The 18,734-nt window shown below is 57.8% G+C and carries 19 protein-coding genes, 1 tRNA gene and 1 pseudogene; 7 read left to right on the forward strand and 14 right to left on the reverse strand.

What is annotated here, in order from left to right; translation table 11 throughout:
• Nucleotides 1–410: 410 nt before the first annotated feature.
• From WFJ47_RS09005 to WFJ47_RS09070, 14 genes and pseudogenes are all read right to left on the reverse strand, one after another.
• A complete protein-coding gene (locus tag WFJ47_RS09005) occupies nucleotides 411–632 on the reverse strand; it encodes a hypothetical protein (protein ID WP_336762447.1) in 222 nt (73 codons plus the stop codon).
• Between the two features lie 228 nt (nucleotides 633–860).
• Nucleotides 861–3,458 (reverse strand): DEAD/DEAH box helicase family protein, encoded by a 2,598-nt coding sequence (locus WFJ47_RS09010; RefSeq protein WP_336762449.1) that lies wholly within the window; start codon nucleotides 3,456–3,458, stop codon nucleotides 861–863.
• 3 nt (nucleotides 3,459–3,461) lie between these two features.
• A complete protein-coding gene (locus WFJ47_RS09015; RefSeq protein ID WP_336762450.1) occupies nucleotides 3,462–5,678 on the reverse strand; it encodes a DNA methyltransferase in 2,217 nt (738 codons plus the stop codon).
• Nucleotides 5,668–6,240, reverse strand: a pseudogene (locus WFJ47_RS09020) (recombinase family protein). The gene WFJ47_RS09015 and the pseudogene WFJ47_RS09020 overlap by 11 nt, the downstream one beginning before the upstream one ends.
• Nucleotides 6,241–6,388: 148 nt before the next feature.
• A complete protein-coding gene (locus WFJ47_RS09025) occupies nucleotides 6,389–6,772 on the reverse strand; it encodes a type II toxin-antitoxin system VapC family toxin (RefSeq protein ID WP_336762451.1) in 384 nt (127 codons plus the stop codon).
• On the reverse strand, nucleotides 6,769–7,065 hold the full coding sequence (locus WFJ47_RS09030) for a prevent-host-death protein (protein WP_336762452.1): 297 nt from the start codon (nucleotides 7,063–7,065) through the stop codon (nucleotides 6,769–6,771). The genes WFJ47_RS09025 and WFJ47_RS09030 overlap by 4 nt, the downstream gene beginning before the upstream one ends.
• A gap of 45 nt (nucleotides 7,066–7,110) precedes the next feature.
• The gene (locus tag WFJ47_RS09035) at nucleotides 7,111–7,749 is read right to left on the reverse strand and encodes a tyrosine-type recombinase/integrase (protein ID WP_336762453.1); all 639 of its coding nucleotides are present in this window, start codon (nucleotides 7,747–7,749) and stop codon (nucleotides 7,111–7,113) included.
• A gap of 181 nt (nucleotides 7,750–7,930) precedes the next feature.
• Nucleotides 7,931–9,574, reverse strand: coding sequence for a DUF6538 domain-containing protein (locus WFJ47_RS09040; RefSeq protein ID WP_336762455.1), 1,644 nt, complete (start codon nucleotides 9,572–9,574; stop codon nucleotides 7,931–7,933).
• Nucleotides 9,575–9,661: 87 nt separating this feature from the next.
• A tRNA-Leu gene (locus tag WFJ47_RS09045) sits at nucleotides 9,662–9,747 on the reverse strand.
• A 74-nt stretch (nucleotides 9,748–9,821) separates the two neighbouring features.
• The gene (locus tag WFJ47_RS09050; RefSeq protein ID WP_336762458.1) at nucleotides 9,822–10,493 is read right to left on the reverse strand and encodes a SprT family zinc-dependent metalloprotease; all 672 of its coding nucleotides are present in this window, start codon (nucleotides 10,491–10,493) and stop codon (nucleotides 9,822–9,824) included.
• Nucleotides 10,493–10,987: a YcgN family cysteine cluster protein gene (locus tag WFJ47_RS09055; protein WP_336762459.1), complete on the reverse strand. Its 495-nt coding sequence runs from the start codon at nucleotides 10,985–10,987 to the stop codon at nucleotides 10,493–10,495. The genes WFJ47_RS09050 and WFJ47_RS09055 overlap by 1 nt, the downstream gene beginning before the upstream one ends.
• Nucleotides 10,980–11,396: a hypothetical protein gene (locus WFJ47_RS09060; protein WP_336762460.1), complete on the reverse strand. Its 417-nt coding sequence runs from the start codon at nucleotides 11,394–11,396 to the stop codon at nucleotides 10,980–10,982. Before WFJ47_RS09060 ends, WFJ47_RS09055 begins: the two co-directional genes overlap by 8 nt.
• Nucleotides 11,393–12,439, reverse strand: coding sequence for an extracellular solute-binding protein (locus WFJ47_RS09065; protein ID WP_336762461.1), 1,047 nt, complete (start codon nucleotides 12,437–12,439; stop codon nucleotides 11,393–11,395). The genes WFJ47_RS09060 and WFJ47_RS09065 overlap by 4 nt, the downstream gene beginning before the upstream one ends.
• Before the next feature lie 62 nt (nucleotides 12,440–12,501).
• On the reverse strand, nucleotides 12,502–13,611 hold the full coding sequence (locus WFJ47_RS09070) for an ABC transporter ATP-binding protein (protein ID WP_336762462.1): 1,110 nt from the start codon (nucleotides 13,609–13,611) through the stop codon (nucleotides 12,502–12,504).
• Between the two features lie 74 nt (nucleotides 13,612–13,685).
• On the opposite strand from WFJ47_RS09070, the gene WFJ47_RS09075 reads away from it, so the two are divergent.
• From WFJ47_RS09075 to WFJ47_RS09105, 7 genes are all read left to right on the forward strand, one after another.
• Complete coding sequence (locus WFJ47_RS09075; RefSeq protein ID WP_127103167.1) at nucleotides 13,686–13,964, forward strand: hypothetical protein; 279 nt, start codon at nucleotides 13,686–13,688, stop codon at nucleotides 13,962–13,964.
• Between the two features lie 136 nt (nucleotides 13,965–14,100).
• On the forward strand, nucleotides 14,101–14,532 hold the full coding sequence (locus WFJ47_RS09080) for a phage holin family protein (RefSeq protein ID WP_127103168.1): 432 nt from the start codon (nucleotides 14,101–14,103) through the stop codon (nucleotides 14,530–14,532).
• A 263-nt stretch (nucleotides 14,533–14,795) separates the two neighbouring features.
• Nucleotides 14,796–14,990 carry a DUF1656 domain-containing protein gene (locus WFJ47_RS09085; RefSeq protein ID WP_127103169.1) on the forward strand — a complete coding sequence of 65 codons (195 nt, stop codon included), beginning with the start codon at nucleotides 14,796–14,798 and terminating at the stop codon, nucleotides 14,988–14,990.
• Between the two features lie 108 nt (nucleotides 14,991–15,098).
• Nucleotides 15,099–16,010 carry an HlyD family secretion protein gene (locus tag WFJ47_RS09090; RefSeq protein ID WP_127103170.1) on the forward strand — a complete coding sequence of 304 codons (912 nt, stop codon included), beginning with the start codon at nucleotides 15,099–15,101 and terminating at the stop codon, nucleotides 16,008–16,010.
• Nucleotides 15,989–17,536 carry an efflux transporter outer membrane subunit gene (locus WFJ47_RS09095; RefSeq protein WP_408868642.1) on the forward strand — a complete coding sequence of 516 codons (1,548 nt, stop codon included), beginning with the start codon at nucleotides 15,989–15,991 and terminating at the stop codon, nucleotides 17,534–17,536. Before WFJ47_RS09090 ends, WFJ47_RS09095 begins: the two co-directional genes overlap by 22 nt.
• Before the next feature lie 80 nt (nucleotides 17,537–17,616).
• Nucleotides 17,617–18,537, forward strand: a complete 921-nt coding sequence (locus tag WFJ47_RS09100) for a DnaJ C-terminal domain-containing protein (RefSeq protein ID WP_127103171.1) — start codon at nucleotides 17,617–17,619, stop codon at nucleotides 18,535–18,537.
• A gap of 3 nt (nucleotides 18,538–18,540) precedes the next feature.
• Entirely contained in the window at nucleotides 18,541–18,687 is a 147-nt protein-coding gene (locus tag WFJ47_RS09105; RefSeq protein ID WP_158625427.1) for a hypothetical protein, read from the forward strand.
• Nucleotides 18,688–18,734 lie beyond the last annotated feature (47 nt).

The raw sequence follows: 18,734 nt of genomic DNA on the forward strand, positions 1-18,734 counted from the left end.
GGCACGCGGTTGAGCTGCACAAGGCTGGAAAATCTTTGCACGAAATTGGACAGATCATGGCCGTCTCGAAAACCACGATCTGGCGTGCGGTTTCCTGCGGAGGAGAGCGTTCCGGAAACAGGGGTTCCGGGACGGATGACCGGCCCGCCCGGTCGATCCGATTGACACCGGCACAATAATGACCGGTTCCGGGACAGAAAACGTGGCGAGGGGCGGTAGGTTTGGTGCGAGGGGGGGGCTATGGGGGGCAAACGGACTGTCCGCTGTTGGATAGATTCTTGAAAAACCGGACATTCAAGATCGCAACCACAATTCCCACTCAATTATTACTTAATTAAAAATTCCATTATATTTTATCTACTTGAAAAAAAACCGACTATAGAAATACCATGAAAAAGACCATTACCAATTTAATCGACTAAGAATGACTTATTCTGTCGGTACTTGCGCTCCTGGACGGTAATTTCGTCCGACTGCAATATCAGCTCGACCTCGCTGAGGCCCCTCAGAACGTCACACAGGCGTACCAAGCAGGCAATAGGCGGCAGCTCGAACTCGTAGCCGCTGCCGGTCATTTTGGCCTCGACTTCCTCGGTGATGAAAAACGGTTCGTTTTCTTCATACAGTTTCATGCTGATAACATAACAAAGTTCTAAAAATTCGAAGACTACTCACTAACCGCCCAGCCGATCAGTCAAAAACTTCCAACTGACTCCGGCACACTCGGACGCGTCACTATGACCTTAAACAAATTGCCGACTCGATCATCCATGAGTTCTATTTGTGGCCATGCCCGCAGTGAGCGCGCTTCGTTAATAGATTCATTTCGAATGTGCTGATTCGTTATTATGCTTATTCGGTCACTGGTAATCATCTGCCAATCCGCTGCTGAATAGCATCTCTGCATCCTGACCCACAGCAATCGCATCCCGTACTTCCGGCCGTTTCAAGTCAAGCACGCGCAGCTTATCACTCCCTTTCACCTGGGCAATAGATTCGATTCGGCGATAGGCATCAGCATGACTGGCAGCATACAAAGCTAAGCCTTGCAGCTTGGCAAGCGCGTCACTCAAGTGCAAACCGTGAGGGTCAACCAGATCGACTACGAACGTGCCATCCTGCTCGGCGAAGAACAGGAAGTCGGGCCGGACGATCCCATACTGCTCGGCCTTTTTATAGGCGATACCCAGCGAAGATTGCCCTGGCTGCTGCGGGTTACGATACCAAAACGAGAACCCAGGCTTGGCCGACTCAGTTTCGACCACTGTCCGCTCCCAGTCATTCAGTTCAGCGGGGTATTTGCCGTCATCGTTGCACAGCAAATGGCGCCCCCAGACCGGGAGCACTTTTATCTTTCCATTTTCGTTCGCCTTAGTCGCCTCATAACGGGCCTCCGGCTTTAGCAAGCCCACGTCCTGCGGCTCCGTGCTCATTTCGATGATCTGCCTATAAGACTCGCGCCGATCATCGCTGAGCGCCTTGATCTGCGCCCGATACTTGGCAAACCAGTTCTTCGCTAGTTTATCGGCCTCTGCATCAAAATAGGCCTGTGCTTCCATCACCAGCCCCAAACCAGCAACGGTTACGCGAGCTTCCATGATGGCCTCAATAAAGCTCTCCGAGTCTTCTTCGCGATCGGCTTGCTGACTGGCTAGATGGTCAACATAGGAACGGGCAATAGCCGGGCTAAAGGTGCGCGCAGCACGACGGTAGGCATCGTCGATGACTGCCACATCGGCGTCTTCCCAGAATGCTTCCAAACTCCGGCCTTGACCCAGCATGTCTGCTTTCACGGTTTTTCCGTCCACAACCAACACGGACTGCCGCTTGGCATTGATCTTGGCATAGTTGTCGACCTGAAACTCATCCAAGGCGTCATGCATCTCAGCGTGCGCCACTTTGCCTGCGCCGGACAGAATATCGTCGGATGCCAACTCATGCGCCAATGCTGTCAACCTGACTGCTGGCTTCGCGCCACGTTGCGGCCGCGTTTGTGACGGCAAGGCCTCGAACGTTTCCCACACGGCAGGTGCAACAGCAGGGTTCGGCCGCACCTCAATGTAGTCGATCAATATGCGCCCAGGTGTTGCCGCCTCGTTGCCGGTTGTCAGCTCATCGACCACCTGCTCCACGGCCTTGCGACTGAATTTTGGTAGCAAGCAGTCCACCGAATTCAGGCGGTCATTGCCAGGAATACGGCGGGCCAGCGGTGAACGAACCAGACGGCCCAACAACTGGGTGATATGCGTCTTGTCGCTGGCCGCACGGAACGACACCATGACCTCGGCACGCGGACAATCCCAGCCGGTACTGATGGCATCCTTGGCAATCAACACCCGCACCCATGTCGATTCTTGAACCCGCTGCGGCTCGATGTAGGGCACGTCGCGGTTACCAAAGCACTGCGTGTTGTGACCCCCAAACACGTGCGCCACACTGGCAGAGGGTAGCTCAGGGTAGCGCTCGAAAATGGTGGTCAGCGCCCGCCCGATTTCATCGTGGTCAGGCGTGTTGGGAACCTGTAAAACCATCAACGGCACGACAACATGCGCTTCCTGTTGCTTCTTGGAATAAGCCTCCCACGCGATACTGGATTCCTTTAGTTTATCGGTCGCACGCCGCACCAACACAGTATCGAAATCGCCAGCATTGTCTGGAATATCCAGCAGGATGGTATCCTTAATCAGGCCGGATTCCTGCACCTTAGCCGCATCAACTTCCACATTGGGTAACTTGATGTGTTTGCCCGCCGACTCAATCGCCTTATTGAACCGTTCCACCGTGGCTGAAATCCCCCAAACCGCCGGGATACCGGGTACGCTGCCAACGCCATTAATGAGCCGCTGGACGATAGTGCTCTTATCGTTCTGACTGGCTGCTGCCTGTGTACCCATGCCACGGTGCGCCTCATCCAATACCAGATAGAGCGTCAAGTCCGGGTCTTCAATCGTGTTCTGGATGGTGTCCCAAATCGTGTATGCCCGCAGATCAGGCCGCATTTCCGGGAACGTACCGTCCAACTTGGCCGCTAGCTCTTCAGGATCATGGCCACGCACTAGCAAGCTGTTCTTGCTGAGTTTTTGAGTATTGAGGAAATAGATTTTCCCCGCCTGGAATTTCGGCCTATTAAAGGTATTTTCCACGACCACCAAGTCGGTGTAGTTAATGCGGTCACTGGCCTCGATAAAGCGAAAACGGGTCTGCTCGTTTAACGAAGGGTCGTCACTGAACCAGATTACCACCGCACCGGGGTCGGCATCGAAACTGAACTCATCGTCGCCATGAAATAGCGCCTCAAACGTGGCAGCGGCCATTACAGTCTTACCCGCGCCGGTGACCGCTGTAAGTGAAAACGCCGTCCTGTCGGCCTCGCCATGCCATAGGCGGCGAGCCTTGCCCAGGTTATTCAAGGATGCGCGGACAGCGTCGCGCTGGTAGTCTTTGAGCGTAAACTTCATCAGTTATTCCCCATTAATGAAGCTGAAGTTAGTGAGATAAGATTCGTACAGGCGCACAGGTTCGATGCCATCGGGCAAACGCTTGGCAATCGCTTGAAAGCGACGGTCGTCGTCGGTAACGATATAGGCAATACGGGTTCCATCGGCCTTGGCCAGCGCTTTGATAAAGGGCGTGGCTGCATCCACATTGCTGAGTAATCCATAGGCATCGACCACCGCCCACCCATCGCTCGGCAGCATGTCTATGCGATTACCCCGCGCCCCGGCTCGCAGCCAGAGCAAAGGGGAAATGCGATTGAACGCCAAGTTGTAACTGACCGACACCGGCGTTTCATAAGTCAAGGTGAAAAACTCGACGTTTTCCTCGAAACCTTCGGCCATCGGAAATTCATCAGTGAATTTGTAGCCACCTTTGATTGGCTCACCGCCCGGTGTCCTCCCAGTAATGGCGGCAGCAATTCGAGGTTTAGTTATGTAGTCGCAAATACCAAGCGCTTCCCAATCAGGGTCGCCAGGACGCAACCCCTTCTTTCTAAGTTGCGTTTGCTCGTCCGCACCGACTTCATTGTTAGTCACACAGATACACTGGCGGCGCCCCCCATCTTGCTTATTCAGTCTCATCACTGCATGAGCGGTCGTCCCCGACCCAGAGAAAAAGTCCAGAATGACGGCTTCGGGCTTGTTACCGACAAAGAAACGAAGCGCATCCTCGACCGCATATAAAGATTTGGGGAATGGGAACGGTCTTTTCGGAATTATTTTTCTAAGCATTGATGTGCCGTGATCCGTAGCGCTATGCGAAGTCGCCATCCATTGCGTTTTCGGTCGCCCGCTAATCGAATCAGCCCGTGAGTATTCGACAATGATTCCGCCATACCCGTCTTTACCTGTAATGACGAGTTCGCCGGTAGCCAGTTTTTTCCGCTGTCCTTCCATTAAATAGTAGAAGGTGATTTTCTCTGCGCTAATTGAGCCTATCTTTACATGCCCGTCCTTGAGTAGCGCCTCAAACGAGTCTACCTTCAACTGCCACCGCCCCTCACTGCCGTCCTGTCGCATCGGCCAGCAAGCGCGGATAGGAGAATCAGCCCCTTCCTGTACTGGATGCTCTCCCAAAGGAAGCGGGTCACCACATCCCACTATCTTATTCTGAATGATATCTACATAGATGGGGTAGAACTTGAGATGCGATTCCTCACGTTGCGCGCCGCTGCCGCTCCTCAATAGTGAAGCCCAGCGCACATCAGGTAAAGCTTCACTCTTAGCAACATCATCCGCATTCTCCACTACTCCTACGTTCTCATGGTTCTCCTTGCTTGCATCCGATTTCGTTATACAAAGGCCCGGAACTAAGAAGTCCTGAACGACGGCACGGCCAAAAGCAAGAAAGAATATATATTCATCAACACGGTAGAACTCTTTGCCTCGCGCCGATCCTTTTGGGTTGATGGATGAACTTATCATCTGCATCCGCGCTTCCGGAAACAACTGTTCCAACAGCAGTCCCAGCCGGAGGTATTCTTTTTCATCAATTGTGACGATCAGAACAGAATCTTCCGGATTCAACAGCTTTTTAGCCATTAGCAGACGCCGTTCAATCATCGCCAGCCATTTGCTGTGCCGGTACACATCTTCCTTATCGACGTAATCGTTGTTGTATTTCCAATCCTTCGCTCCACTGTTGTAAGGTGGGTCTATGTAGATAGCGTCGACTTTGCCGCGATGCGTGTAAGTTAAGGCCTTAAGGACGTGGTAGTTCTCACCATTAATAACGGTTTGGCATGCCTTGTCGCCACCACGCTGTACCTTACCGGTGCTGACTAGGCCGGGATAGATGATGTCGCGAAACTCAGCTACCACCACCAAATCACCCAGCGCCACGGTCCGTGCTTCACCCCCTGCCACATCCAGTAACTCCAAATCAGCCGTTTTCTTCGCCTTGTGGATGGTCTTCACCTGCCACAGTCGCTGATCGCCCTTCCGGGTTTTGCCACGCACCGGTAGCACGCGCACCTTGTCACCCTTGCGTACAGGACGTAGGGGCAGTTCAACCACTTCCGGGCTATGCCGTTCAAAGTTCAACCCAAATGGAAGCCGGGCCGACAACACCTTGAACTCGCGCTCCAACTCGGCACCTAACAAAGAGTCCTTGGCTTTTGTCTTGGCAATCAAATCTGTAATTCTCGACACGGAATAAATTCTCTCTTCGTTATTGACCACGCGGTTTTACTACGCCGCAATGCTTATAAATAGTTGCTCTCGACACACCGTAATCGCGTGCCACTTCGGCAACACTATTTTTGGGATCGCGCAAAAGTGCCTTGATCTGGCGTATCTGTCTGGCGTTCAGCTTCGGTTTACGGCCGCCGGCCCGGCCACGTGCGCGGGCGGCTGCCAGCCCGGCCTGCGTCCGCTCCCGGATCAAGCCGCGCTCGAACTCGGCCAACGCCGCGAACACATGGAAAACCAGCTTGCCCGCTGCGCTGCCCGTCTCGATCTTCTCCATCAAGCTTTCAAAGCCAATGCAGCGCTGTTAAAGGTCTGCCACAATCTGCACTAGGTCGGGAAGGCTGCGCCCGAGTCTATCCAGCCGCCACACCACAAGGGTATCTCCGTCCCGTAACGCCTTGCGGCACTGCTCAAGCTCCGGACGCGCCGCACTCTTACCACTAGCCGCTTCTTCGTAAATTACTTGGCATCCAGCCTGAAAGAGCGCGTCGCGCTGTAGGTCTAGGTGCTGGTCATCCGTCGAAACGCGAGCGTATCCAATGCGTTGATTCATTGACAGTTCCTAAACATAGAATAATTGACGACTATCTTAACAGTATAGAGTATGCCCTGCCATGAAAAATCGAAGCCCCAAAGACCTGTCCATAAAACCACCATTTTCTGGACATTGCGAAAGACTTATAAAGCAATCAACAGCACAGTTACGAACAGGAGATCCTCTCGATTGGGTAATGGTCCATCTGGCTGTCCCCGGATAGAAACTCTGCCTGCTCACTCAGTGCCTGCGCCATAAGCAAATGATCAAAAGGATCACGATGATGGATAGGTAGGCCCATCAGGACTTTCAGGTGCTCGGGGGTAATCTGTAGAAGCGTAAAGCCCTCTGCCGGAATACAATTTGTGATCTCATTGAGATCTGCATCCAGCTTCCCGATCCGGATTTTGATCGCGATCTCCCAGAGCGAGACAATGCTAACCAGAATGTCGTGGGTCGGATCCGCAATGATCTCACCGGCTGCAGGTCCCAGTTTGTCAGAGTCGGACAACCACCATAGCAGCGCATGTGTATCGAGCAGAACCTTCACAGGCCCCCGTCCATGCTGTCGAGCATATCCTGCGGCGTCTCATCGAAATCGTCACTCAGTTTGATACGCCCACGCAGCGCACCTGGTTGGCGACGGGGACGATAGGACGGGGATGGTGGGCGCAGTTCAGCCACGATCTCATCATGGGACGTAACCAGGATCGTATTGCCCTGTCGCGCTTGGCGAAGGTAGGCGGTCAGGTTGCCGCGGAATTCTCTTACCCCGATTTTCAGTGGCGCGCTCTGGCTGCCAGAAAGCTGTTCGCTCATGTGATCCTCCCTATGTGTAATCATATCATGTACACATAGGGAGAGAGCAAGCGCCAAACGCAGGAGACCTCACAGATCCGTTGCCTCTGACAAAGCCAATGCATCTTCAACATCGACACCCAGATATCGGACCGTGCTATCCAGCTTGGTGTGACCCAGCAGGATTTGTACCGCACGCAGATTACCGGTGCGTTTGTAGATCATCGCGACTTTCGTCCGGCGCATGGAGTGCGTGCCGTATTCGCCGGGGATCAGGCCAACCGCTTCCACCCATTCGTCCAGCAGGCGGGCATATTGCCGGGTGCTCAGATGTGCCTTCGCACTCAAGCGGCTGGGAAAAATAAAATCCTGCAGTGAGCCACCGCGATGCTCCAGCCAGGCACGAACGCTCTCACGCGTCGTTTCCATGATTTCAAATTGCACCGGACGCCTGGTTTTCTGCTGCACGATCATCGCACGGCTCCGGATTTGACCGCTGGTAACGACATCACCGATGCGCAGCGTCACAAGATCGCAACCTCGAAGCTTGCTTTCGAGGGCGAGATCGAACAGCGCTCGATCTCGGATTCGACCCTCGTGGGCCAGCCAAAAGCGGATGGCCCAGACGTTTTTCTCTTCCAGTGCCCGTTTGGCGCCGACCATTTTGCCGGCGTTCCACGGAGTTTGGGTTTTCAATGTGGGTGATGGGAAGCGTATGCCTTGTTCCATGACACGTTCTCCAGAAAGGCTGCTTGTATGCAGCCGAGCGGAGAATGCGCTCGGGCGGGAGGAAACGGCATCAGTTCATAGTGATTGCGGACTGTCTGCTTCCAGCCATGGTTCATGGGACATTGTATGACCGAGATGAGGGCGAAAGCGGACGAGCTAACGTCTAAAGATGTGTATCCGCTCACCTTTCGGGAATTGTTAGATCAAGTGTCTCATAACTGATCGCTTCGACAACACGCTTGAGGTTGGGGACGTCAATCGCGGAGGTGTAGTTCATGGTCCCCTGGTTGCGATGCGTTGCTTCATGCCCAAGGAGACGGTCAATCCAGATTTCGCGCAGCTCATGCCCGGTATTGCGCAGCTTGGTCGAGACTGTGTGACGGAAGCTGTGGAAACAGACTTCCCTGGGGAGTCCGGCTCTGCTTCGCAGGCGCGCAAAGGCCTGAGAGAAGCTCGCTGAGCGGTCGCCGGTTTTTGTGACGACCAGATCCGGGAATAGCCAGACCTGACCGGGCTTCATGAAAGACAGGATACCCTTTGCAATCAGCTCAGGGTGGATCGGTACGATGCGTGTGCCGGCCTGGGTCTTCGGGGACCATCCGCTCTCGCTGTGCGAGCGGACCTGGAAACAGGCGACACCTTCCATCATCTCGATATCGGCGCATCGCAGGTTGCAGATCTCACCGAGTCTCATACCTGTGTAGGCAGCAATATTGATGATTGCGGCTGCCGTGCGTGCAGAGGGCATACGGCTCGCCCATGGTGTCGCATTGAGCTGCGCCAGCTCAGCGTCGCTGAAGCAGCGTCGTTCGACCTTCTTCGTGACATGGTAGTCCCACCCTGCCCAGACGTTGCGTGACACCAGATCACGTTGCAGCAGGAGCGCCCAAAGAGCGGAGAGACGAGAGAAGTGGTTCTTGACTGTCTTGGCGCTGATGGTCTCAAGCTTCTCAGTTTCAGCGCGAGCAACCTCGTCACGGATTGAGCGGCCGTTGCGTTCCTTGCCGTGGGCGGAGGGAAGACGGAAGAGGAGATCACGGAACTCGCCTGCGGTTTCGCCGGTAATCCGTTCGACCTCCATGTCGCCGAAGGCGTCGATGAACAGGTTAAGCGCTTTGCGCGTGCCGCGTTTCGTATCGTCTGAACGATTGGTATCTGGGTAGATAAAACGCTCTGCAGCCATGCTGACCGTCAGAAGCTTTGCGCGGGAGCCGGAGCTTGCCAGCTTTTTCTTTGGTATGCTTTGTCCGCGTGGGTCTGGTTCAGCAGTCAGAGGCACTGGGGCGATAGGTTCGCTCTTCGTGGCGGTTCCAATGTCGACAACGATGCTTTTTAGGAGATTGACCTGAGCGGCCAGATTAGCGGCCTCCGCACGCGCTTCAGGCAGATCCTTCTTCACGATTTTCCGCATCGTTTCAAGCCGCTCGGTATCCTTGGCAAGATAGGGGCCGATGATGGAGAGAATACGCGTCACAAGGTTGTTGAACTCGAGGAAGCGTACCTGAACCTCTGTCATTTCCCTCTCATGCTTGAGTTCGAGCAGGCGCATTTCGATGGCATGGGCAGACTCGGTATCGCGAACGAAGCTCTCATAAAAAGTGATGATCTCGTCGGGTGTGGGCGGTCGGTCTTTCGAGTCACTCATGGCGCGCACCTTGTCGAAGAACTGTCCGGTCCGGTCATATAGCTGTGCCGCCCGTCTGCGAGCCTCGAGTTTAGCCGAAGTATCAAGCGAAAGGGAGATCTCGGACCGCCCCAGGAGAGGCTGGATATCCTTCGGCACGGCCCTGCGAAAATGGTAGCGGGACCCTATCAGACGCAGCATCAGACTTTCCCATTCTGGGAAGAATTCCGGGAAAAGCCCGGCTTGACGCGTTGAGAGCCAAAAAACCTGTTAATTTCAATGAGATAGTGGTGCGAACTATGGGACTCGAACCCATACGCCCTTACGGACTCGAGATTTTAAGTCTCGTGCGTCTACCATTCCGCCAAGTTCGCACAGCACGGCTCTGGCTCTAGCACGGGGGGAGGGGAGTGAAAATCCCCCGGCGATCACCGGCTCGGGTTCGTGTTCAGTTCAGGGCCAGCAGAGCGCTTCCATGGGTCTTAAGCCAAGTCTGTGCGTCAGGTCGGTGCGGGTGAAAGCGATCGACATGAGCCCAGAAAGCGCGACTATGGTTAAAATGGGTCATATGCGCGAGCTCGTGAATCATTACATAGCGTCGTACTGATTCAGGCATCAGGGCCAGGCGCCAATTGAGCATGATCCGCCCTGCGCGGGTGCAACTCCCCCAGCGAGATCTGGCGTTGCTGCATGCGATGGCGCTGGGGGTGCAACCCATCTGTGCCGCGAGCAAGAGTAATTCGCCTGGCAGGCTCAACCCCGCCTGCTTTTTCAGGAAACAGAGAACGCGTTGTTCGAAACGCTCGAGGTTCCCGCCAATCAGGAGATTTTTGTCTTGCAGGCGGGCAGGCTGGCGTTGCTCTGGCGCATGGACAAGCGTCACGGGCCGCCCTGCCACAGGCAGGCTCGCCCCAGGCGCCACAGTGAAGCTGGGCGGTAAATCAGCAAGCCTGTCTCTCACCCAGTCCCGATGGGCGTCAAGAAAGGCCTCGGCGCGCTTGAGCGAAACTGTATGCGGATAGGTCACGACCACCTGTCGCCGTGCCGGGTCGATGCGCAGGGAGAGGCGTTTTGCCCGTTTGGTGCGACGCCACAAGACGGGGCAGGTGCTGTCACTCATCAGCGCCGTCGGATGCGTTTTCGCCGCTTGCGCGCCACCCCTGCCGGGATCTCGGCAGGCCAGTCTACAAGATGGTCCTCAAGCAGCCCGGCATCGCGTTCGCTGATCATACGTCCCTTGCCGGATATGCCTGCCTTATGCACCGAAGCAGCGGAGCCGGAACGCAAAGGATGCCAGTCCGGCAGATCCTGCCCGTCACGTATCAGGATATAGGCGCAGCTCGGCGGGAGCCAATCGATATCCGCCAGAACCTCCGGCGTCAGGGACACGCAATCCGGCACCTTGCGAAAGCGCGCGGCGTAACTCGAGCACTGGCATGATTTCAGATCGAGTAGTCGGCAAGCCACATTGGTAAAATAGATGGCATCCGTTTCCTCGTCGCGGAGCTTGTGCAGGCAGCATTTGCCGCAGCCGTCGCAAAGGGATTCCCACTGTTCACGGGTCATATCCGCCAGTGAGACTGTCTGCCAGAAAGGGCGGGGCGTATCAGACATGGGCATGAGGGGGTGTGAGGAAGCACAGTGCAACCCCGATGGCCAGAATCACACAGGAGAGCGCAACAGGCAGGCGCAGCAGAGGGGCCCAGAGATGGCGCAGTCTCGCGGAGGGGCCTGCTCCAAGACCAGATGCCGCGCGTTTGGCCCCGGCAACGCGTTCCCCCGAGAGGCGCAGCGTGACGGGCATCAGGCAGAGCGGAGCCATCATAAACCCGGCGAGTGCCCAGGATCCATGGCCCCAGCGTGCCGCCAGCGCATGGTGCGCCCAGACTCCGCCTAGGAAAATGCCTGTGGCGCCCAACTGGAGCAGCAGCGGGAAAAGTGTTGCAAGGGCAGGGCGAATGGCCAGCAACAGACCGATGCCGAGCACAGCGCCGCCAAGACAGCAAAGCATATCGGCACTCATGGGGCGGAGGTCAGCCAGGCCTGAAGCCGTTTCTGCAACGCGTCGAAATTAAGCGCCCAGAATGTGTCGCTCATAACCAGAATGCGGGCATCGCGCCCATCCTGGGGTGCATCCTGGGTGTCGTCATGCAGGGGCGTCTGGTCACGCAGCATTCTGATCACTGCGTCGGTCTGTTCGGACGGAACGTTGCGCGGGATCGCCCAGGAGAGCTTTTGGCGCAGCGATTGGCGCCATTGGGCCGCGAAGGAGATCCGTGGCCCCAGATCCGCCAGTCGGTCATAAGGCGTCGAGAGCATGAGCGCCGCGCCGCTATTCATGATGCGGCTTGCCTCTTCAGGGGTGCGCCACCAAACCAGATAGGGTCTGAGCTGTTCCAGCTTGCGAAAGGCGCGGTCCACTCCGGCGGGTGAGCCGAGAACGGAATAGACATCCCCTGGGGCAACCCCATCGGCCATCAGGGCGATTTCGAGCGTCCCGCGCGGGTCGAGGCGCAGCGCGCGCTTGCCGGGATGGCGTGCAATATCCCAGAAGTCTCCCCAATCCGGCGCAGCATCGCCCAAGCGTCCCCTGTCCCAGGCAAGCACGATCGACTCCTCCCCCGCCTGAATGCCGCAGGGTGAGGCCACGTTATTGCGCGTAGGTGCGGATGATGCAGGTTGGGCCGGGGCGGGAAGGCTCTGCACGAGCCCGTCGCGGCAGGCAGCATAAAGCGTGGTGTTATCCACCATCGCCGCGAGCCAGGGCGAAACGCGGGCCGTAGCGGCATCGCGGAGCATTGTCAGGCTGCCATCCCATTCCCTGAGCGGATAGGGCTGGTCGGGCATCAGAAGTGAATGGGCATCGATGCTCCCGGAGACCACAGCCAGGACTGATTTAGGCGCGGTGCTTCGCGCTGGCTTGGCTGCACGTGCATGACGTGGGCCATGATGCGTATGATGCGGGGTCGCCATCGCAGGACAGGCAAGACCGGGCAGGCAGAGCGTCACCAGCAACATCCACGTCGCGCGCAGGCGCGTGCCACGCGAGCCGTCATCCGGTTTCATGAGGGGAGGTGACGCGTGCAGGAACTGGCCTTTCCGGGCTTGGGTAAGCGTGAGAACGCTTCTTATAGATCGTCTTTCATGGGAAAGGCCACAGCCTGACTGGCCTGCCACGCAAGTTGTAGCGTGGCGCCCGGCTTGATAGCCCGCATGGACTGCAACAGCGGGCGACGCATGTCGATCTCTGCCCCATCGGCAAGACGCAGCCTGAGCCGGATCTGATCGCCTGCATGAAGCACGGACTGAATGCTCGCCACGAGCGGCGGTGTGTCTTCATCACCTGCTACCGTTGTGCCGAAAAGAGGAGTCATGCGGTCAGGGCGCACACAGAGCGTGCATAGGGAATCCTCTTCCAGCGCCTCGTCAGCCATCGCTTCCACCACGCCACCGCAGGCGAGATGGACCCGGGCTATGTCCTCCTCAATGGCGAGGACACGACCGGTCAACAGATTGGCCTCGCCAAACAGACCCGCGCTGCGTGGATCGCTCGGACGTTCGAGCAGCGTGGCGGCGTCGGCGCATTGAATGAGCGTCTCCCGATCGAACAGGGCGATACGCCCCCCGAGCCAGAGTGCATCTTCACGTCCCCGCGCGGCATAGATCATGCTCAGTCCGAGAGCGCGTTGAAGGGTGGAAAGCAATTGCCGCGCCTTGGCTGCGCTGCGCATATCCAGTCCGGAAAGCACGTCGTCCAGCACCAGAATCGCGGGGGCATAGGCCAGAGCGCGTGCCAGCTTGAGGCGTAGGGCCTGTTCTGGCGTCAGGCGATCGGCCCGCGTCGTGGCCAGGGCTTCCAGCCCTGTCAGGGCCATGACGCGTGCGATGCGCGCGTGGAGCGTGTCAGGGCGCGCGCCCCGCACACGCAGCGGAAAGCCGATATTCTCCGATACGTCGAGATGCCCGAACACCGGGTCACGGGGTGAAACAAGGACTATCGGACGGCGCTCGGGGAGGCAGGTCGTCATGTCCTGCCCGGCAAGCAGGATGCGCCCGCCCACAGGCTTGTCGAACCCGGCGAGGATATCACATAGGCGGCTGAGAACCCCTGGCTCCTCTCCCATCAGGCTTAAGGCTTCGCCCTCGGTCACCGATAGGGTGAAAGCCTCGCTTCCATAGAAAAGACAGAGATTGTCAAGCAGCAGGAGAGGTTTGCCCCCTTGCGTCGAAATCGCCATGAAACCTCGCCTCTCCTCCATGCGTTTGTTCCGGAACCACTAATTGCGGCTTCGACCGTGCAAGGAGTTGTGACATGAGCAAATCAGACGTCAAGAAATCTCTGGATGTTGCGAGCAAGTCGGCCCAGGACCAGATCGATACGCTGAAGGCTCAGCTAGAGCAGCTTCTGAAGGATCGTATCAATCCTGCGCTGCTCGATGTCGCTGAGCGGGCAGATCACGCGGTTGCCAACGCCCGTGAGATCAAGGATGTGCAGTTGCACAACGCCGAGGCGCGCGTCCGTGCGCGTCCGCTCGCCGCTGTTTTGATTTCTGCGGTCATTGGCTTTATTGCTGGCCGTGTCTCCAAATAGGCTGTCTCTCACCTGAAGCAAGGCGGCCTCTCGTTTTAACCCGTTCCGGAGGCGGGCAGGGTGATCTGGTGCATGCCGGGCCATCCCGTCTGTTTCGCCTCCGAAGCGCTCTTACGTCAAAGGCTAGCGAATCTTCATGAAGGTCATCGATGTCGGGCAAGAGGCCCTGCAGGCTCAAGGCGAGGTCATGCAGCGTGTGGCAATGCGGATCGGACGCCGTATCGCCTATTTTGTCATTGCGGCCATCTTCGGCCTTTTTGCTCTGATTTCGTTCCACGCAGTTCTCTGGGCTTTCGCTTACAGTGTGCTGCATTTCTCCGCATTCGCTGCTGCCTGTTCGGTGCTCGGTCTCGATCTCCTTTTCGTGATCATTTTTGCACTGCTGGGGACGCGCAATGTTGCAGACCCCGTTGAATTTGAGGCGCGCCTGCGTCGTGATCGACGCTTCGCGGAATTCAAGCAGACCTTGGCGCTTTCCACCCTCACCGGCCTCCTGATCGGACCGGTTGGACGCTTTACTGGCAAGCAGCTCTTCACTGTCCTGAAGAACATCTTCGCCCGGCGTTGATCGCCTTGACCGTGTCGTGACCGCCATTATCTGAAACCTAATTTAAAATTCAGGTTTGCCTGCTGGCGGCAGCGCGGTGTTTCCCCTATGACCGTCCTGTCACTGCTCCGGGCTATCGTCTGGAGCTTATCCGGGATCGGTCGGACCACCTGATGTCTGCGCCCCGGTGGCAAGGCGTGTCTCGATCCGCCTTCCATGCCACTGGGCCCTGCTCTCCTCCTCCTGATTCCAGCCGATCGACCCAGGAAGGATGAGGGAGGACGATGCTCGCGGAATTCGATCTTTTCGGCGTCTTCATTTCCCCCATCGCGGTCTATTCGCTCGCCGCCATTCCCGTAACCCTGTTCATCCGCTTCCTGCTATGGCGGACCGGGGCGATCGAGTGGTTCTGGCATGTCGCCCTGTTCGAGGTCGCACTGTATCTGTGTGTGCTCTGTCTGATGGTGCTCTATGTCTGACGGGTCTGCGTCTGGCAGCGCTGCGCGCCTCAAGTGCCTGCCTGACTCCCCGGCGCAGTTTCTGGTCGCCAATCCCCTGTTCTCCGCTGTGCCCAAGGATAATCTCCCGTGCTGCTCGCCCGTACGCTGATCCGACTCCTCCTGACCTTCGCGGTGCTCGGGGTGACGCTCCTGCTGGGCTACACGCTGTGGGAAACCTATATGATTGCCCCTTGGACCCGTGACGGACGTGTACGCGTCTATGTCGTCGACGCAGCTCCCGAAGTCTCGGGCACCGTGGTGAGCGTGCCGGTCCATGACAATGATTTCGTCCATCGTGGCGACCCGCTTTTCGTGATCGATCCGGTCCGTTTCCGCCTTGCTATCAGAGAAGCTGAGGCCCATCTGGCCAGTGCGGAAGAGGATTTGAAGCTGCGCCGCAACGATGCCAAACGTCGTATGGGCCTGAACGGCATCGTCTCGGCCGAAGAGCAGGAAATCTATAACTCGAATGTCGAGACGCAGGAGGACGCGGTCAATGCAGCGCGGGCCGCGCTCGATGTGGCGCGTCTGAACCTGCAACGTTCCATCGTGTACTCGCCTGTCGAAGGGTATGTCACCAACCTCAATCTGCGCGTGGGTGATTACGCGCATGAGGGCCAGTCCCGCATGGCGGTGATCGACGCGGACAGTTTCTGGATCAACGCCTATTTCGAGGAAACGAAGATGTGGGGCGTTCATGTGGGCGACGTCGCCCGGGTGAAGCTCATGGGGTATCGCGAGATCATCCCTGCCCATGTTGTCTCGATCGCGCGTGGCATCAATGACCAGAACGGTTCCCCCGACAAGCTGGGCCTGCAGGATGTGAATCCTATCTTTACCTGGGTGCGTCTTGCACAGCGCATTCCGGTGCGCATCCACCTGGATCGCGTCCCGCCCGAGGTCATTCTGGCAGCAGGCATGACCTGCACGGTGACAGTGGGTACGCCGCCGCAGGGACAGCGGGGACGTCTGACCACATGGCTGCAGAATCATCTCTGATCATGGTTTCTCTTCCACATAGGCTTGCTCCCCTCGCCCTCTCCGTCGTCATGCTTGCCGGGTGCACAGTAGGGCCCAGCTACAAGCCCGACCGGATGAAGCTGCCCGACGGCTTTGTGGAAACCGACCATGCCGCGACGGCCGAGGAGATCGCCCGGACCGAAGCCGAAATGAAGGAATGGTGGGGGCAGTATAATGATCCGCTGCTCAACCGTCTGGTCGCTCAGGCCATCAAGGGCAATTACGATCTGCTCATTGCCGATCAGCGGATCATTGCCGGTCGTGCCATGCGCGAGGAAGCTGCCTCGGCCTGGTACCCGCAGCTCGATGTGAATGCAGGGGGCGGGTCCAGTCGCTACTCGATCAACATCGATAACTGGCCGATCCGCCCCGGGAACCCGCAGAACCGTCCCGAGGCCTCGGTTCTGACCTATGGCGCCCAGGCAAGCTGGGAAATCGATGCGTTCGGGCGTATACGGCGCGAGGTCGAGGCGAGCGAGCGCGCCATCGATGTCAGCATCGAAGACCGACGCGCCACGCTCATGACGCTGCTCTCCGATCTGGTGCGCGCCTATGTTTCCCTGCGTGGGGCGCAGCTTCGCCTCTCGATCGCCCAGGCGAATGTGAAGAACGCGCAGAGCGAGGTCGACCTCACCAAGCGGCTCTTCCTTGAAGGGATCGGCAACACATTGCAGATCGCTCAGGCCCAGAGCGAACTCGATAGCGAGACAGCCTCGCTCGAGCCGCTCAAGGCCCAGATCGACACACTGAGCCATGGCGTGAGCGTTCTGCTGGGTGACATGCCCGGTGACCTCAAGGCGGAACTCGAAGCTTTACCCAATGGGGTGGCCTCCCTGCCGGAGATGCCGCGTTTTCCCGCAACGCTTCCTTCGATCGTTGTGGCCAATCGGCCCGATATCCGCGCAGCTGAGCGTGGCTATGCCGAGGCGACGGCGCGTATCGGTGTGGCCGTGGCGCAGCTCTATCCCAAATTCTCGATCCCACTCACGTTCAACCCGAACGCCTCGGCCATGTATCAGGCCTTTCAGGTCAATGCGATGAGCTGGTCGTTCATGATGCTGGCGACCCTGCCGGTCATGCATGGCGGACGTTTCACCTCGCAGGTGGTCGAGGCACGTGCACGCGCCGAAGCCAGCCGCCTGACCTATCGGAAGACCGTCCTCAATGCCTTTCGCGAGGTAGAGGACGCGATGACGTCATGGCTGCATAACGATCACTACGTTGCCCAGCTTCACCAGGCATCGCGCGATAGCGGCCTCGCCGCAGACCGGGCGCGGCGTCTCTACGCAGCCGGTCTGACCGATTACATCAATGTGCTCACCACCCAGCGGACGCTGCTGGGCGCTCAGGATCGCGAGGCCATGGCCCGCACGGCGCGGCTACATGATACGGTGGCGCTTTACACCGCCATGGGGGCCGGCTGGCAGGGTATTGCCCTGCGCGATACGGCCTTGCCAATCGATGCGGCCAAGCAGAGTATTCTGGCCAAGGCGTTCTCTCGCTAGCGCTCTTGAAATACAGGGGCTGGACACAACATTAAACGCATGAATTCTGTAGTATTCACGAAAAACAGGGAGAAACTGGCGTGAAAGATCCTTATGCAGCGCTTGGGCTGACGCGTGGCGCCACGGATAAGGAAATCCGGAGCGCCTATCGCAAGCTCGCCAAGGAGCATCACCCCGACCATAACCCGAACAACAAGAAGGCTGAGGAAGCGTTCAAGGCAGTAGGTGCCGCTTACGGCATTCTGGGCGACAAGGAAAAGCGTGCCCGTTTCGATCGGGGCGAGATCGATGCCGAGGGCAATGAGCGGGGGCCTTTCGGAGGCGGTGGCTTTGGCGGGCAGGGGGGCTTTCATGGGGGTGGCCCAGGAGGCGCGCAATTCAACCAGGAAGATCTTGGCGCATTCTTCTCGGACATGTTCAGCGGTGGCGGCACTGGCGCAGATTTTGGCGGCGGTCCCTTCGGTGGGCGTCGGCGCAGCCGCCGCGGTGCCGATCGCTCCTACACACTGACCGTTTCATTCGAGGACTCTGTGCTGGGCACGACCAGCCGCGTCACCCTGCCCGAAGCGGGTACGGTCGAGGTCAAGATCCCAGCCGGGATTGAAGACGGCCAGACCTTGCGTCTGAACGGCAAGGGCGGCCCCGGCATGGGTGAGAACGCCCCGGCGGGCGATGCGCTGATCACGATTTCAGTCACACCCAGCGCAGTATATACGCGCGATGGGCGTGATCTCAGAGCCAATGTGCCAGTCGATCTCTCGACGGCCATCCTGGGAGGCAAGCTCGTCGTGCCAACGCCCAAGGGGCAGGTCACAATGAAGGTGCCCCCTCATTCCGATACTGGCACCGTGCTGCGTCTGGGCGGTCGTGGCGTGGGAGAGCATGGGTCGCACAAGGCAGGTAATCTCTACGTCACGCTTCAGGTACGCATCGGCACGGTTGATCCGGCCCTTGAGGCGTTCTTTGCCGGGCAGCGCGCCCAGGCGGAGCAGGAGGCCTGACCCGTGCCGGACAGACAGGGGTTCTTCGACTGGAAGCTCATCCTCACGCGTGAGGTGCTGGGGGTCATTACCGCCCTGTTCTTCACCATGCTGCTCATTGGGCTCTGCTATGACGGCATGCGGATCTCGGGGATCTGGTCCGGACTTTAGTCTTTCCATCACGGGGGAGTGTGTTATCTCCGGGCAATCACGTCTCT

Source organism: Asaia sp. VD9 (genome assembly GCF_037150015.1).
Taxonomy (GTDB): Bacteria; Pseudomonadota; Alphaproteobacteria; order Acetobacterales; family Acetobacteraceae; genus Asaia.

Coding starts and splice junctions, on each gene's coding strand:
- WFJ47_RS09005 (WP_336762447.1), bottom strand. CDS start 632: ATGAAACTGTATGAAGAAAACGAACCGTTTTTCATCACCGAGGAAGTC.
- WFJ47_RS09010 (WP_336762449.1), bottom strand. CDS start 3,458: ATGAAGTTTACGCTCAAAGACTACCAGCGCGACGCTGTCCGCGCATCC.
- WFJ47_RS09030 (WP_336762452.1), bottom strand. CDS start 7,065: ATGATTACACATAGGGAGGATCACATGAGCGAACAGCTTTCTGGCAGC.
- WFJ47_RS09035 (WP_336762453.1), bottom strand. CDS start 7,749: ATGGAACAAGGCATACGCTTCCCATCACCCACATTGAAAACCCAAACT.
- WFJ47_RS09040 (WP_336762455.1), bottom strand. CDS start 9,574: ATGCTGCGTCTGATAGGGTCCCGCTACCATTTTCGCAGGGCCGTGCCG.
- WFJ47_RS09050 (WP_336762458.1), bottom strand. CDS start 10,493: ATGAGTGACAGCACCTGCCCCGTCTTGTGGCGTCGCACCAAACGGGCA.
- WFJ47_RS09055 (WP_336762459.1), bottom strand. CDS start 10,987: ATGTCTGATACGCCCCGCCCTTTCTGGCAGACAGTCTCACTGGCGGAT.
- WFJ47_RS09060 (WP_336762460.1), bottom strand. CDS start 11,396: ATGAGTGCCGATATGCTTTGCTGTCTTGGCGGCGCTGTGCTCGGCATC.
- WFJ47_RS09065 (WP_336762461.1), bottom strand. CDS start 12,439: ATGAAACCGGATGACGGCTCGCGTGGCACGCGCCTGCGCGCGACGTGG.
- WFJ47_RS09070 (WP_336762462.1), bottom strand. CDS start 13,611: ATGGCGATTTCGACGCAAGGGGGCAAACCTCTCCTGCTGCTTGACAAT.
- WFJ47_RS09075 (WP_127103167.1), top strand. CDS start 13,686: ATGAGCAAATCAGACGTCAAGAAATCTCTGGATGTTGCGAGCAAGTCG.
- WFJ47_RS09080 (WP_127103168.1), top strand. CDS start 14,101: ATGAAGGTCATCGATGTCGGGCAAGAGGCCCTGCAGGCTCAAGGCGAG.
- WFJ47_RS09085 (WP_127103169.1), top strand. CDS start 14,796: ATGCTCGCGGAATTCGATCTTTTCGGCGTCTTCATTTCCCCCATCGCG.
- WFJ47_RS09095 (WP_408868642.1), top strand. CDS start 15,989: ATGGCTGCAGAATCATCTCTGATCATGGTTTCTCTTCCACATAGGCTT.